Genomic DNA, 13450 nt, shown 5'->3' on the forward strand with positions numbered 1-13450 from the left:
GTGAACGTGCCGGTCAAGCTCAGCCTCTACGCCGCGCTCCTCGCGGCGGTCTTCGGCGCGGCCTTCTTCACGGCGCAGCTCGCCGTCGACGCGGGCCCGGCTGACGACTGGCGCCCACAGATCCATCAGACCCCAGACGAGCAGTCCGAAGCCCCCGAGCACGGAGAGGGAGAACGATGAACACGACGACCGACATCGAGCTCGAGATCGGCGGCATGACCTGCGCCTCCTGCGCCATGCGCATCGAGAAGAAGCTCAACAAGCTGGACGGCGTCACCGCATCCGTCAACTACGCGACCGAGAAGGCCCGCGTCAGCGCACCGGATGGGCTCGACCCGCAATCCCTCATCGACGAAGTCGAGAAGACGGGCTATACAGCCGCGCTGCCGACTCCGGACGCGGCAGAACCGAGCCAGGGGTCTGCGGAGGCTGATCCCGAGCTCGCGAGCCTGCGCCAGCGACTCATCGGCAGCATCGTCCTCTCCGTCCCCGTGATCCTGCTCGCCATGGTCCCCGCCTTCCAGTTCACGTACTGGCAGTGGGCCTCGCTCGCACTCGCGGCGCCGGTCATCGTCTGGGGAGCCTGGCCCTTCCACAGGGCGGCCTGGATGAACCTCCGCCACGGCAGCGCGACGATGGACACGCTCATCTCGGTCGGCACGCTCGCCGCCTTCGCGTGGTCGCTCTACGCGCTCTTCCTCGGCACAGCGGGCGAGGCGGGCATGACGCACCCGTTCGAGCTCACCATCGCCCCCTCCGACGGCGCGGCCAACATCTACCTCGAGGTCGCAGCCGGCGTCACGATGTTCGTGCTCGCCGGTCGGTACTTCGAGAAGCGATCCAAGCGACAGGCCAGTGCGGCCCTCCGTGCTCTCCTCGAGCTCGGCGCGAAGGACGTCGCCGTCCTGCGTGGGGGAGCGGAGACTCGCATCGCGATCAGCGAGCTGCGCGTCGGCGACGAGTTCGTCGTGCGCCCCGGCGAGAAGATCGCCACAGACGGAGTCGTCACGGGTGGCCGCTCCGCCGTCGACGCCTCGATGCTCACCGGAGAGTCCGTCCCTGTCGAGGTCATCGAAGGCGACCGAGTCGTCGGTGCGACGATCAACGCGGGTGGGCGCCTCGTGGTTCGCGCGACGAAGGTCGGCGGCGATACCCAGCTCGCGCAGATGGCGAAGCTCGTCGAGGACGCCCAGACCGGCAAGGCCGAGGTCCAGCGACTCGCTGACCGCATCTCCGGCGTCTTCGTCCCCATCGTCATCGTCATCTCCGTCGCGACGCTCGGCGCCTGGCTCGGCGCCGGCTTCCCCGCCGCGGCTGCCTTCACCGCGGCCGTCGCCGTGCTCATCATCGCCTGCCCGTGCGCGCTCGGCCTCGCGACCCCCACGGCGCTGCTCGTCGGCACCGGACGCGGCGCGCAGCTCGGCATCCTCATCAAGGGTCCAGAGGTCCTCGAGTCCACGCGCCGAGTCGACACGATCGTGCTCGACAAGACCGGCACGGTCACGAGCGGCAAGATGGCCCTCGTCGGGGCATGGAGCGCGGATGGCGTCTCGAGAGGTGACCTCCTCAGGCTCGCGGGGGCGCTCGAATCCGCGTCGGAGCATCCCATCGCTCGCGCGCTCGCGATCGGGGCCGCAGCAGAGGTCGGCCCACTGCCCGCCGTCGACGCCTTCCAGAACCACGAGGGCACCGGAGTGCAGGGCATCGTCGATGGTCACCTCGTCGTCATCGGACGCGAGCAGCTGCTTGCCGACTGGGCTATAGACCTGGGTGAGGAGCTGGCGACTCGCAAGCGCGAGGCCGAGGCCCTCGGGCAGACGACCGTCATCGTCGCCTGGGACGGTGAGGCGCGTGGCGTGCTCTCCGTGGCCGACACCATCAAGCCGACGAGCGAGCGTGCCATCGCCGAGCTGCGCCGCCTCGGGCTCGCCCCAGTGCTGCTGACCGGCGACAACTCCACCGTCGCGAAGCAGGTTGCGGCCGCAGTCGGCATCGATGAGGTCATCGCCGAGGTGCTGCCGCAGGAGAAGGTCGATGTGATCCGCCGCCTGCAGAGTGAGGGGCGCGTCGTCGCGATGGTCGGAGACGGCGTCAACGACGCAGCGGCACTCGCCCAAGCCGACCTCGGTCTCGCCATGGGGACGGGATCGGACATCGCCATCGAGGCGGCCGACGTCACGCTCGTGCGCGACGACCTCCTCGCCGCGGTGGATGCGATCCGCCTCTCCCGTCGCACGCTCGGCACCATCAAGGGCAACCTCTTCTGGGCGTTCGCCTACAACGTCGCGGCAATCCCGCTCGCGGCGCTCGGCATGCTCAACCCCATGCTCGCAGGCGCGGCCATGGCATTCTCGAGCGTGTTCGTCGTCGGCAACAGCCTTCGGCTTCGGGCCTTCCGAGGCCTCGAAGCTCCGACCGCCACCCCAGAGCACACACCACGAAAGGCAGCATCATGAGCGAGATCACCGAAGCGGGCGGCCACGCCCATCACGGCTACATCGAGGACAAGAGCAGGTACCTCACTCGACTCAAGCGCATCGAGGGGCAGGCGAGGGGCATCCACCGGATGGTCGACGAGGAGCAGTACTGCATCGACATCCTCACCCAGATCTCCGCGATCACCTCCGCCCTCGAGAACGTCGCGCTCGGCCTCATGGACGACCACCTGAAGCACTGCGTCGCCGACGCCGTGCGGCTCGGGGGAGCCGAAGGCGAGCAGAAGCTCAAGGAAGCATCCGATGCCATCGCCCGTCTCGTGCGCAGCTGAGCGGTCTCGCTCCGGGTCGCGGCGGCGACACTCTGGGTGCTTGCCCCTGAAAATGACTCCCCACCGAAACAGGCGCTCGCTAGGATCGGTGGCACCATGAGCGCACAACAGGAAATCATCACGGCCCTCGGCGTGAAGCCGGTCATCGATCCAGCGGCGGAGATCCGGGATCGAATCGCCTTCATGCGCGACTACCTGCTCGCAAGCGGCTCCAAGGGGCTCGTGCTCGGCATCAGCGGCGGCCAGGACTCGTCTCTGCTCGGCAAGCTCGCCCAGCTCGCCGTCGAGCAGGTCCGCGCGGAGGGTGGCGAGGCGACGTTCGTCGCGGTCCGCCTGCCGCACGGCATCCAGGCCGACGAAGACGACGCGCAGCTTGCGCTGGACTTCATCGAGCCGGACGAGCGCATCAGCTTCGACATCAAGCCAGCGACCGACGGTCTCCAGCATGCCTTCCTGCAGGCCATGGGCCGTGCCATCACCGATTTCAACAAGGGCAACTCCAAGGCCCGCCAGCGCATGGTCGCGCAGTACGCCATCGCGGGTGAGCGCGGCTTCCTCGTGCTGGGCACCGACCACGCGGCCGAAGCCGTCACGGGGTTCTTCACGAAGTACGGCGACGGCGGCACCGACCTCAATCCGCTCGCGGGGCTCACGAAGGGCCAGGGTCGCCAGCTGCTCGAAGAGCTCGGTGCTCCGGAGCGGCTGTACGTGAAGGCGCCCACCGCCGACCTGCTCGATGAGACCCCCGGTCAGACCGACGAGGCGAACCTCGGTCTCAGCTACACCCAGATCGACACCTACCTCACGGGTGGGGAGGTCGATGCTGAGACAGCAGCCCGCATCGAGGCCCTCTACCGGAAGACCGAGCACAAGCGGCAGCTGCCGGTGCTGCCCACCGATACCTGGTGGCGAGCCTGAGGATTCCCGGCCACGACGCCTTCTCGGGGTGAGGGCGGCACTGCTCAGAGGTAGCGGAACGCCTTCACCGCCTCGGGGAAGTCGGAGAACTCGTCGAGCGTGAGGAACGTGGTGGTCGTGCGGCTCATGCGGGTCGCGGCATACACCACGCCCGAGCCGCGCGGGTGCTCCTCGACGTAGCCGCGCACTGCTCCGTTGGACCCCGTGATGCGCCACCGCGCGGCGTGGACCTGAGTGGCGGTCAGCTCGGCGAAACGCTGGGTGAATGGTCCGGTGCGGGGCGCCAGAACGGGAGTTTGCGTGGGCTGGGTCAGCTGCGTCGTGAACATGAGGTCAGGCTAGGAGCGACCACCGACATTCTTCGTCCGGTGCCGTGTTCGCGCAGGGCTCAGCCAAGTTCTCGCGCACCGGCGTAGCCTGGCCGCATGACCGAATTCGTGCTTGCAGGTGGCTGCTTCTGGTGTCTCGATGCCGTGTACAGGAACGTCAAAGGCGTCAGCGATGTGATCTCCGGCTACACAGGTGGTGAGCACCCGAAGCCCGACTACGAGCTGGTGTGCACCGGCACGACCGGGCACGCCGAGGCGGTGCGCGTCGTCTTCGACGAGGACGTGGTGCCGGCTGATGTCATCCTCGACATCTTCTTCACACTCCACGACCCCCGCCAGCTCAACCGACAGGGGAACGACGTCGGCACCCAGTACCGCTCCGCGATGTACTACGCCGACGACGCCCAGCGGGAGCTCTTCGAAGCCGCGCGCGACCGTGCCGACGAGCTCTGGGGTGGCGGCATCGTCACCGAGATCTCGCCGCTCGGCCAGTACTTCGATGCCGAGGACTACCACCAGGACTTCTTCGCGAAGAACCCCGGCCAGGGCTACTGCAACTTCGTCGCCGTGCCCAAGGTCAACAAGGTGCGGTCGAAGTTCACGCAGTACATGCTCTGATCTCCCGGCACTCTGCCGACAGGGCGCCTGTGCACGCGATGCCGTGCACAGGCGCCTCTCCCATAGGCACGATCGTCTCCTCCCAGCTCGACACTGGTGCCACGATCCGGCGCGGAGCTCCCGGCACGAGCGCCGCGCCGGATCGCATCGCAGCCAGATCCAAGGGGGAGACATGCACGACCACATCACGCTCATCGGTAACCTCGGCAGCAAGCCGGAGCTCACGACGACGCCGAGCGGGCAGCTCGTCGTGAACTTCCGCATCGCCACCAACTCTCGTCGCCTGAACCGGGCGACGAACAGCTGGGAGGATGTCGACCCCAACTGGTACGACGTGGCCGCGTGGGGAGACCTCGCGACGCACGCGGAGAAGTCGCTCGAGAAGGGACAGCGGGTGATCGTCGTCGGCAAGCTCCGGATGCGCAGGTTCGACTCGCAGAACGGGCCTCGCACGAAGCACGAGGTGGTGGCGGATGCGCTCGGTCACGACCTCACGGCGGGCTCCTCGACGTTCGCGAAGCGTCTGCGCGTGCGCCAGGATGAGGGCGGCGCTGACCAGCGGCAGCGAGTCGGCGGGGCGCAGGGGCAGGGAGGAATGCAGGGGCACGGCGGAATGCAGGGTGAGGCCCCGCCGGAAGCAGATGAACCGGCGCCAGCACCCGACGAGGTGGAGTGGCACAAGCCGCCCGTCTCCGACGAGAGCGAGTACCAGCCGCCCTTCTGAGCGCCTGGCCACCTACACTGGTGACCGCCCCGTCCGAGAAAGGTCACGAATGCGCCGTTTCGCTCTCATCGCCCCAGTGGCTCTGGTGGCGGCGCTGGCGCTGGCGGGATGCTCGTCGCAGGAGGCGCAGCCCCCGGCCGAGACGACCGCGGCCGCCGAGGCGACGCAAGCGCCACCCGCGGCCTTCGTTCCCGGCGGAACGGCGAGCGACAACAAGCCGATCTTCGACGAGACGAACCTGCAGACGATCGCGACCAATGGCTCAGCGAGCTCCGTCGAACTCGTCGACGGGCTCACCGCGACCGGCTTCGACAAGGCCGCCATGGAGGTCACGTTCGACCGCACGAACGTCGATCTCGAAGCCGACTACATCATCGTCTCCGTGAAGATCGGCGAGGAGTGCCTCGTCGGCCAGCGCGGCCCACGCGGCTACACCTCGGACATCGTCGCCCCCGTCAGCACGGGCAAATGCCTCATCGGACTCACACAGCCCATCACCTGGTAGCGGAGCGCCGCGCGCCGAGTGCCAACCAACTCCTAGACTGGAACCCATGGCCGAGTACATTTATCAGATGATCCGCGCCCGCAAGGCGGTCGGAGACAAGCTCATTCTCGACGACGTGACGATGTCGTTCCTCCCAGGTGCCAAGATCGGCATGGTCGGCCCCAATGGGGCCGGTAAGTCCACGATCCTCAAGATCATGGCTGGCCTCGACACCCCGTCGAACGGCGACGCGACCCTCAGCCCGGGCTTCACGGTCGGCATCCTCATGCAGGAGCCGGAGCTCGACGAGTCGAAGACGGTTCGCGAGAACGTCGAACTCGGCGTCGCCGAGACGAAGGCGAAGCTCGACCGCTTCAACGAGATCTCCGCGCTCATGGCGGAACCCGACGCCGACTTCGATGCGCTCATGGAAGAGATGGGCACCCTCCAGGAGTACATCGACCACGTCGATGCCTGGGACCTCGACTCGCAGCTCGAGCAGGCGATGGACGCCCTCCGCCTCCCACCGGGAGACGCCGACGTCAGCGTCCTGTCGGGTGGTGAGAAGCGCCGCGTCGCGCTCTGCAAGCTCCTGCTCGAGAAGCCCGACCTGCTGCTCCTCGACGAGCCCACGAACCACCTCGACGCCGAGAGCGTGCTCTGGCTCGAGCAGCACCTCCAGAAGTATCCAGGCGCAGTCATCGCCATCACGCACGACCGGTACTTCCTCGACCACGTCGCCCAGTGGATCGCCGAGATCGACCGCGGCCGCCTCCACGGCTACGAGGGCAACTACTCGAGCTACCTCGAGAAGAAGCAGGAGCGTCTCAAGGTCCAGGGCAAGAAGGACCAGAAGCTCGCGAAGCGCCTCGAAGAGGAGCTCGCCTGGGTGCGCACCAACGCCAAGGGCCGCCAGGCCAAGTCGAAGGCGCGCCTGGCCCGCTACGAGGAGATGGCTTCCGAGGCCGAGCGCACCAGGAAGCTCGACTTCGAGGAGATCCAGATCCCCGCAGGCCCCCGCCTCGGCAGCATCGTCCTCGAGGCGAACAAGCTGAAGAAGGGCTTCGGCGAGCGAGTTCTCATCGACGGGCTCAGCTTCTCGCTGCCCCGCAACGGCATCGTCGGCATCATCGGACCGAACGGCGTCGGCAAGACGACCCTCTTCAAGTCGATCGTCGGCTTCGAAGAGCTCGACGGTGGCGAGCTCAAGATCGGCGAGACCGTCAAGCTCTCCTACGTCGACCAGTCCCGCGGCGGCATCGACCCCGAGAAGAACGTGTGGGAGGTCGTCTCCGACGGCTTCGACTACATGCAGGTCGGGAACGTCGAGATCCCGTCACGGGCCTACGTCTCCACCTTCGGGTTCAAGGGACCAGACCAGCAGAAGAAGGCAGGCGTGCTCTCCGGTGGTGAGCGCAACCGCCTCAACCTGGCGCTCACCCTCAAGCAGGGCGGCAACCTGCTGCTGCTCGACGAGCCCACGAACGACCTCGACGTCGAAACGCTCTCGAGCCTCGAGAACGCGCTGCTCGAGTACCCCGGCTGCGCCGTGGTCATCACGCACGACCGGTGGTTCCTCGACCGCATCGCCACGCACATCCTCGCCTACGAGGGCACCGAGGAAGACCCGAGCCACTGGCACTGGTTCGAGGGCAACTTCGAGGGCTACGAGGAGAACAAGATCGAGCGCCTCGGCCCAGACGCGGCGAAGCCGTCGCGGATGACCTACCGCAAGCTCACGAGGGACTAGTCCCACCAGGAACCCCGGGGTCGCACAGTGCGACCCCGGGGTTTCCTCGTCCCACCCCGCCAGACGACGTCGGCTCGCGCCGGCGCCAAGCAGACACGAAGGACCACCGACTCCGATGCGCTTCCACGTTCCCACGCTCCTCCGCTGGAGCGACCTCGACGCCTACAACCACGTCAACAACTCGCGTGTGCTCACCCTCCTCGAGGAGGCCCGCGTCCGCGCGTTCTGGAACATCGGCGCATCCAATGACGACGAGCGCCCCCTCGCCATCATCGACGCGGCCGCGGAGGGTGGCGACACGCTCACCCTCATCGCCCGCAACGAGATCGAGTACCTCGCCCCGATCCCGTACTCCACGAAGCCCCTCGACGTGCAGCTGTGGATCTCCAAGATGGGCGCCGCCAGCGCGGAGGTCGACTACGAGATCTGGAGCCCCGAAGACGCGCAGCCAGAGGTCGGCGAACGCACGAAGTACGTCATCGCGTCCTCGACGCTCGTGTTCATCGACGCGGCGACCCAGCGGCCGCGGCGCATCAACGACCGCGAACGCGACGCCTGGACCGCCTACCTCGACGAGCCCCTCACGTTCCGCGGCGGCCGCAGCAACGCCTGACCGGGCGCGGGGCGGTATTGGCCTTCCTGGCGCCCTGGCCCCCGGCGCTGCGGTTCAGCGGCGCTTGCGGCGAACCATGCCCTCCTGGGCCACCGTCGCGACGAGCGCGCCGTCACGCGAGAACAGCTGGCCTCGCGAGAGGCCACGCCCGCCGCGCGCGACCGGGGAGTCCTGCACATAGAGCAGCCACTCGTCAGCCCGCGCATCCCGATGCCACCACACGCCGTGGTCGAGACTCGCAGCTCGCAGCCCCGGCGTCGACCAGGTCAGGCCGTGCCCACGCATGATGGGCTCGAGGATCGAGTAGTCGCTTGCGTACGCGATCGCCGCGCGGTGCAGCAGCGGGTCGTCCGGCATGCGCTCCACCGCCTTGATCCACACCGCCTGCGCCGGCGTCTGATCGGCGGCGGGCTCGAGGTACACGGGCCCGTTGACGTGCCGCATCGTGAACGGCCGCTTCATCAGCCAGTACGCGGCGAGGGACTCCGGCGCCTCAGCGCCGAGCGTCGCCTTCACCGTCTCGAGGAGATCGGCCTCACTCGGGAGGTCATCCGGATCGGGGATGCCCTCCGGCATCGACACCTCGTGCTCGAACCCATCGTCCACGTCCTGGAACGACGCGATCATCGACCAGATCGGCTGCCCGCTCTGGAACGCGCTCACGGCGCGCGTCGTGAACGAGTTTCCGTCGTGGATGCGGTCGACGGCGAACGTGATCGGCAGCTTCACGTCGCCGGGACGCAGGAAGTAGCCGTGCATGGAATGCACGGGTCGCTCGCCCGACACGGTCCTGGCGGCCGCCACCAGCGACTGGGCCGCCACCTGGCCGCCGAACACGCGGCCGTGGGGCATCCATTGGCTCGGACCCGTGAAGATGTCGTCACGAGTGCGGGCACCCGTGTCGGTGAGGTCCAGCGTGTGCAGGAACGCTTCGAGCGGCGACAGCGCCTCCAGGGCGTCGAACGAGAGCGGCGCCGGCTGCTGCGGCGCGGGTGAGTGCGAGGGCGACTCGGGAACCAGATCTGCCATCTCAGCAGTCTAGGGACCCGCTGCCCCCGGAGAACTGAGTAGGTTAGAGGGCAATGTCTCCCGTTCTCCGCATCCCCGATCTGCACGCCGCACGCGACCTCGAATCGTTCCTCGGTCGAGCCGGTCGCATCGAGGACGGGGCCGTGCGCATCGTGCACGCCGGCACGGTTGCGGCGTTCTGGGTTCCCGTGCTGCGACCGCAGGGACTCCTCGACACTTCGCCGCTCGTGCTCGGCGTCCGCGCGCTGCGAGCCGAACTCGAGGGGGCGGCTGACGACGACGTCCACGCGGGAGCGTTCGATGTGACCGTCCCTCTGCGGGGCCTCCTCGATCGCCTTGCTCGCCGTCGGACGGCCGGCGGTGACGCCCCGTCAGGGGAGGCGGATGCGGCCGTCGGGTTCGACCTCGCCGTCCCGCCGGAGCGCCTCCGCGAATCGTGGGCGGGCATCGCGGCACCGACCGGAGGGTGGACCCAGGCCGGGGCGCTGTCGGCGGCCACGCTCATCGCCGCCGCAGACCAGGGCATCGCCGAAGTCGCCGATGCCGTGCCGGGCAACCTGGGCACCGCGCTGGTCGAGCGCGTGCGCACGGAGGTCTGGACGCGCGTGATCGACGAGCAGAGCGGCCTCACGAGCGGAGCCGCCTTCGCCGCCCTCAGCCTCGGCTTCCTGCGCTCGGGTGAAGAGACCCGCATCCTCACCGCCGGAGCCTGGCTCCGACTCGAGACCACGCAGGGCAACGTGCTCCTGCGATCCAGCTCGGCACGCTGAACGCTGCCGTCGCCCACTGAGCGAGTCGATCGCTCAGCACCCGCGCACCCTGTGCGCCGCACCCCCGGAGGAAACCCATGGACCGCAGCATCGAACGGCTCAAGAAGGACATCTTCGCGAGCAACGCGGGGGAACCGGAGTTCCATCAGGCAGTGACCGAGGTGCTCGACACGCTCGGTCCAGTGCTCGAGCGCCACCCCGAGTACTTCGAGCTCGCGGTCATCCGCCGGCTGAGCGAGCCGGAGCGGCAGATCATCTTCCGTGTGCCGTGGGTCGACGACAACGGGCACGTGCAGGTGAACCGCGGCTATCGCGTCGAGTTCAGCTCGGCGCTCGGCCCCTACAAGGGCGGCCTGCGCTTCCACCCGTCGGTGAACCTCGGGATCATCAAGTTCCTCGGCTTCGAGCAGATCTTCAAGAACGCGCTCACGGGCATGCCGATCGGCGGCGGGAAGGGCGGCGCCGACTTCGACCCGCGCGGGCGCAGCGACCGCGAGATCATGGCCTTCTGCCAGTCGTTCATGTCCGAGCTGTACCGGCACATCGGCGAGCACACGGATGTGCCTGCCGGCGACATCGGCGTGGGCGGGCGCGAGATCGGCTACCTGTTCGGTCAGTACAAGCGCCTCACCAACCGCTTCGAGGCCGGCGTGCTGACGGGCAAGGGCATGACGTGGGGCGGGTCGCTGGTCCGACCCGAGGCGACTGGCTATGGGACGGTGCTGTTCGCGCAGGAGATGCTCAAGACCAAGGGCGACGACCTCGACGGCAAGGAGGTCGCGGTCTCCGGTTCCGGCAACGTCGCGATCTTCGCGATGGAGAAGGCCGTGGCCCTCGGAGCGAAGGTGGTCTCGGCCAGCGACTCCTCCGGTGCGGTGTACGACCCTGACGGCATCGATGTCGAGGTGCTCAAGCAGCTGAAGCTCGTCGAGCGGAAGCGTGTCGGGGCGTACGTCGACCGGGTGGGCGGGCGAGCGGAGGCGCTGTCGAGCGCCGCCGGGATGTGGCACGTTCCCGTCGACATCGCGCTGCCGTGCGCAACGCAGAACGAGCTCGACGGGGATGCTGCCGCGGCGCTGGTCAAGAACGGCGTGCGGGTCGTCGCCGAGGGGGCGAACATGCCGTGCACGAAGGAGGCTGCTGACCGGTTCCGGGCGGAGGAGGGTGTCCTCTTCGGCCCGGGCAAGGCCGCCAACGCCGGCGGTGTCGCGACGAGTGCGCTCGAGATGCAGCAGAACGCGCAGCGCGACTCGTGGACGTTCGAGTACACCGAGGCGCGTCTCGCGGAGATCATGCGCGACATCCACACGCGCTGCAGTGAGACGGCGGAGGAGTACGGGAAGCCGGGCGACTACGTGATCGGCGCGAACATCGCCGGCTTCTCACGGGTCGTCGACGCGATGCTCGCGCAGGGCGTCGTCTAGCCGCGGCTGCGTCGGGCGACCACGGCCGTTCGGGCCGGGCTCAGGAGGCGGACTCGGCTCCGGGGCTCGGCTCGAAGGTGTTCACCATCGCGGTCGCCGCGCGGTCGAAGTAGTCGGCCATCTGCTGGCGGTGGATGGGGGAGAGGTCGAGCTGGTCCATGGCCGCGTGCATGTGCCGAAGCCAGTGCTCTCTCGCCTCCGGGTTGATGTGGAACGCGTTGTGGCGCATCCGGAGCCGCGGATGTCCGCGTTCTGCGCTGTACTCGCTCGGCCCGCCGAAGTACTGGGCGAGGAAGTGGCCGAGTCGCCAGGTCGCTCCCTCGAGGTCGTCCTGCGGGTACATGCGCCACATGAGCTCGTCGTCGCGCACCCCCTCGTAGAACGCGTGGGCCAGCTTGTCGAAGGCGGGCATGCCGCCGATCTCGTCGTAGAGCGTCGGCAGGGCAGAGCCCCCGCCCTCTGAGGCTCGGAGGTGGATGGGGTTGTTCGTCATCAGGCACCTCCTCCGGCCGTCGGCTGGCCGTCAGCCCCATCGAGCACGATCGCCTTCAGGGACGGCAGGTTGATATCGGCCGACTTTAGCGCGTCCTGAGTGCGGGCCCGCAGCTCTCGCTCCACTTCCCAGCGCGTGCCGGGGCGGACGCGGATGGTGAGGCGCAGGACAACAGCGTCTGAGGAGATGGACTCCATGCCCCACATCTCGGGTGTGCCGATGAAGTAGTCCATCCAGTCCGGGTCTTCGGTGAGCTCCTTCGCCGCATGGAGCATGACCCGCTCGACGTGCGCGCGGGACGTCTCGTAGGGAACCGCGAGGTCGAACACGATGCGGTTCCAGCCCTGCGAGAAGCTGCCGACGCGCTGGATCTCGCCGTTGCGGACGAACCACAGTGTGCCCTCGACGTCGCGGATCTGCGTGATGCGCACGCCGACCTTCTCGACGACACCCGTCGCCTCGCCCATGTCGATGACGTCGCCGACACCGAGCTGATCCTCCATGACCATGAAGAGGCCGTTGAGGACATCGCCGACGATGCGCTGCGCGCCGAAACCGAGACCGGCACCGACGGCCGCGCTCAGCAGGGAGAGGGAGGCGAGGATGCCCGGATCGATCTTCGCGATGATCATGACGATGAGGATGACCACGATGAGGACGTTGACGATGTTCGTCAGCACCGACCCGATCGTGCGCGTGCGCTGCACCGTCCTGACAGCGGCGAGCGGCGAGCGGACCGAGATGGCCTGCGTGTCCGTCACCCCGCGCTTCTTCTTGACGCCGCTCACGATCTGCTTCACCGAGCGGTCGATGAGCCGCAGCAGGATCCACCGGAACACGAACGCCCCGAGGATATAGAAGACGATCGTGATGGGGATGTCGAAGGGGGCGAGCGCGGTCGTGAGGGAAGTCCAGAATTCTGCCATAGCGCCTCGAGTGTAGGCGGATGCGCCTATCCGTCTCGTGTGAGGCACGTCCGAGCTGCGTCGACACGGAATAGGCGGGCGCCTGCTCCGGTTGCCACACGTATGAGCCTGAACGTGAACGACATCGAAGTCACCACCATCGACGGCGAGGCCAAGAAGCTCGCCACCTACGAGCCGGTGAAGCTCGTGGTGAACGTCGCCTCGAAGTGCGGCCTCTCGGGGCAGTACGAGAAGCTCGAGGAGCTGCAGCGCCAGTACGGCCCGCAGGGCTTCACGGTGCTCGGATTCCCCAGCAACCAGTTCCTGCAGGAGTACTCCGACACCGACAAGATCAAGGAGTACTGCTCGCTCACGTGGGGCGTCAGCTTCCCCATGTTCGAGAAGGTCAAGGTCAACGGCCGGTCGCAGCACCCGCTCTACGCGGAGCTGACGAAGACTCCGGATGCGAACGGCAAGGCAGGCCGTGTGAGCTGGAACTTCGAGAAGTTCCTCATCGGACGTGACGGCAAGGTCACCCGCTTCCGCCCGACGACGGAGCCGGACGCTCCGGAGGTCGTCGCGGCGATCGAGGCGGCACTCGCCGAGTAGCGCCTCGACCCGCAGCA

16 protein-coding genes are annotated in these 13450 nt (G+C 67.9%); 12 read left to right on the forward strand and 4 right to left on the reverse strand.

The annotated features are described in order from the left end of the window. From C5E07_RS06640 to nadE, 4 genes are all read left to right on the forward strand, one after another. Positions 1–180, forward strand: coding sequence for a hypothetical protein (locus C5E07_RS06640; protein ID WP_104240734.1), 180 nt, complete (start codon positions 1–3; stop codon positions 178–180). After that, positions 177–2456, forward strand: coding sequence for a cation-translocating P-type ATPase (locus tag C5E07_RS06645; protein WP_104298869.1), 2280 nt, complete (start codon positions 177–179; stop codon positions 2454–2456). Before C5E07_RS06640 ends, C5E07_RS06645 begins: the two co-directional genes overlap by 4 nt. Next, positions 2453–2767: a metal-sensitive transcriptional regulator gene (locus tag C5E07_RS06650; RefSeq protein ID WP_104240736.1), complete on the forward strand. Its 315-nt coding sequence runs from the start codon at positions 2453–2455 to the stop codon at positions 2765–2767. Before C5E07_RS06645 ends, C5E07_RS06650 begins: the two co-directional genes overlap by 4 nt. Before the next feature lie 96 nt (positions 2768–2863). Continuing rightward, positions 2864–3685: an ammonia-dependent NAD(+) synthetase gene (gene nadE, locus C5E07_RS06655; protein WP_104298870.1), complete on the forward strand. Its 822-nt coding sequence runs from the start codon at positions 2864–2866 to the stop codon at positions 3683–3685. Between the two features lie 44 nt (positions 3686–3729). Here nadE and C5E07_RS06660 read toward each other — a convergent pair whose 3' ends face one another. After that, positions 3730–4014 carry a hypothetical protein gene (locus tag C5E07_RS06660; RefSeq protein WP_104298871.1) on the reverse strand — a complete coding sequence of 95 codons (285 nt, stop codon included), beginning with the start codon at positions 4012–4014 and terminating at the stop codon, positions 3730–3732. 96 nt (positions 4015–4110) lie between these two features. On the opposite strand from C5E07_RS06660, the gene msrA reads away from it, so the two are divergent. The 5 genes from msrA to C5E07_RS06685 all read left to right on the forward strand — a co-directional run bounded on the left by msrA (position 4111) and on the right by C5E07_RS06685 (position 8203). Further along, a complete protein-coding gene (gene msrA / locus C5E07_RS06665; protein WP_104240739.1) occupies positions 4111–4632 on the forward strand; it encodes a peptide-methionine (S)-S-oxide reductase MsrA in 522 nt (173 codons plus the stop codon). A gap of 172 nt (positions 4633–4804) precedes the next feature. Next, a complete protein-coding gene (locus tag C5E07_RS06670; protein WP_104298872.1) occupies positions 4805–5356 on the forward strand; it encodes a single-stranded DNA-binding protein in 552 nt (183 codons plus the stop codon). Between the two features lie 49 nt (positions 5357–5405). Continuing rightward, the gene (locus C5E07_RS06675; protein ID WP_146080538.1) at positions 5406–5861 is read left to right on the forward strand and encodes a DUF6993 domain-containing protein; all 456 of its coding nucleotides are present in this window, start codon (positions 5406–5408) and stop codon (positions 5859–5861) included. Positions 5862–5907: 46 nt separating this feature from the next. Next, complete coding sequence (gene ettA / locus C5E07_RS06680; protein ID WP_104240742.1) at positions 5908–7590, forward strand: energy-dependent translational throttle protein EttA; 1683 nt, start codon at positions 5908–5910, stop codon at positions 7588–7590. Between the two features lie 115 nt (positions 7591–7705). Continuing rightward, a complete protein-coding gene (locus C5E07_RS06685) occupies positions 7706–8203 on the forward strand; it encodes a thioesterase family protein (RefSeq protein ID WP_104298874.1) in 498 nt (165 codons plus the stop codon). Positions 8204–8257: 54 nt separating this feature from the next. Here the strand turns inward: C5E07_RS06685 and C5E07_RS06690 are convergent, their stop codons facing one another. Further along, the gene (locus tag C5E07_RS06690) at positions 8258–9232 is read right to left on the reverse strand and encodes an acyl-CoA thioesterase II (protein ID WP_104298875.1); all 975 of its coding nucleotides are present in this window, start codon (positions 9230–9232) and stop codon (positions 8258–8260) included. A gap of 53 nt (positions 9233–9285) precedes the next feature. On the opposite strand from C5E07_RS06690, the gene C5E07_RS06695 reads away from it, so the two are divergent. Beyond that, the gene (locus C5E07_RS06695; protein ID WP_104298876.1) at positions 9286–10002 is read left to right on the forward strand and encodes a hypothetical protein; all 717 of its coding nucleotides are present in this window, start codon (positions 9286–9288) and stop codon (positions 10000–10002) included. 77 nt (positions 10003–10079) lie between these two features. Beyond that, positions 10080–11426, forward strand: coding sequence for an NADP-specific glutamate dehydrogenase (gene gdhA / locus C5E07_RS06700; protein ID WP_104298877.1), 1347 nt, complete (start codon positions 10080–10082; stop codon positions 11424–11426). Between the two features lie 40 nt (positions 11427–11466). Here the strand turns inward: gdhA and C5E07_RS06705 are convergent, their stop codons facing one another. Both C5E07_RS06705 and C5E07_RS06710 read right to left on the reverse strand, forming a co-directional pair. Then, positions 11467–11919 carry a globin gene (locus C5E07_RS06705; RefSeq protein ID WP_104240747.1) on the reverse strand — a complete coding sequence of 151 codons (453 nt, stop codon included), beginning with the start codon at positions 11917–11919 and terminating at the stop codon, positions 11467–11469. Beyond that, positions 11919–12845 carry a mechanosensitive ion channel family protein gene (locus C5E07_RS06710; RefSeq protein WP_104298878.1) on the reverse strand — a complete coding sequence of 309 codons (927 nt, stop codon included), beginning with the start codon at positions 12843–12845 and terminating at the stop codon, positions 11919–11921. Before C5E07_RS06710 ends, C5E07_RS06705 begins: the two co-directional genes overlap by 1 nt. 108 nt (positions 12846–12953) lie before the next feature. Between C5E07_RS06710 and C5E07_RS06715 the strand changes: the two genes are divergently transcribed. Further along, positions 12954–13433 (forward strand): glutathione peroxidase, encoded by a 480-nt coding sequence (locus tag C5E07_RS06715; protein ID WP_374953196.1) that lies wholly within the window; start codon positions 12954–12956, stop codon positions 13431–13433. The last annotated feature ends 17 nt before the right edge of the window (positions 13434–13450 follow it).

Source organism: Pseudoclavibacter sp. RFBJ3, assembly GCF_002931375.1.
Lineage (GTDB): Bacteria > Actinomycetota > Actinomycetes > Actinomycetales > Microbacteriaceae > Pseudoclavibacter.

Excerpts from the sequence above, each read along its gene's own strand:
- C5E07_RS06685 (WP_104298874.1), top strand. The coding sequence starts at position 7,706 with ATGCGCTTCCACGTTCCCACGCTCCTCCGCTGGAGCGACCTCGACGCC.
- C5E07_RS06710 (WP_104298878.1), bottom strand. The coding sequence starts at position 12,845 with ATGGCAGAATTCTGGACTTCCCTCACGACCGCGCTCGCCCCCTTCGAC.
- C5E07_RS06660 (WP_104298871.1), bottom strand. The coding sequence starts at position 4,014 with ATGTTCACGACGCAGCTGACCCAGCCCACGCAAACTCCCGTTCTGGCG.
- msrA (WP_104240739.1), top strand. The coding sequence starts at position 4,111 with ATGACCGAATTCGTGCTTGCAGGTGGCTGCTTCTGGTGTCTCGATGCC.
- gdhA (WP_104298877.1), top strand. The coding sequence starts at position 10,080 with ATGGACCGCAGCATCGAACGGCTCAAGAAGGACATCTTCGCGAGCAAC.
- C5E07_RS06695 (WP_104298876.1), top strand. The coding sequence starts at position 9,286 with ATGTCTCCCGTTCTCCGCATCCCCGATCTGCACGCCGCACGCGACCTC.
- C5E07_RS06705 (WP_104240747.1), bottom strand. The coding sequence starts at position 11,919 with ATGACGAACAACCCCATCCACCTCCGAGCCTCAGAGGGCGGGGGCTCT.
- C5E07_RS06650 (WP_104240736.1), top strand. The coding sequence starts at position 2,453 with ATGAGCGAGATCACCGAAGCGGGCGGCCACGCCCATCACGGCTACATC.
- C5E07_RS06645 (WP_104298869.1), top strand. The coding sequence starts at position 177 with ATGAACACGACGACCGACATCGAGCTCGAGATCGGCGGCATGACCTGC.
- ettA (WP_104240742.1), top strand. The coding sequence starts at position 5,908 with ATGGCCGAGTACATTTATCAGATGATCCGCGCCCGCAAGGCGGTCGGA.
- C5E07_RS06670 (WP_104298872.1), top strand. The coding sequence starts at position 4,805 with ATGCACGACCACATCACGCTCATCGGTAACCTCGGCAGCAAGCCGGAG.
- nadE (WP_104298870.1), top strand. The coding sequence starts at position 2,864 with ATGAGCGCACAACAGGAAATCATCACGGCCCTCGGCGTGAAGCCGGTC.
- C5E07_RS06690 (WP_104298875.1), bottom strand. The coding sequence starts at position 9,232 with ATGGCAGATCTGGTTCCCGAGTCGCCCTCGCACTCACCCGCGCCGCAG.
- C5E07_RS06675 (WP_146080538.1), top strand. The coding sequence starts at position 5,406 with ATGCGCCGTTTCGCTCTCATCGCCCCAGTGGCTCTGGTGGCGGCGCTG.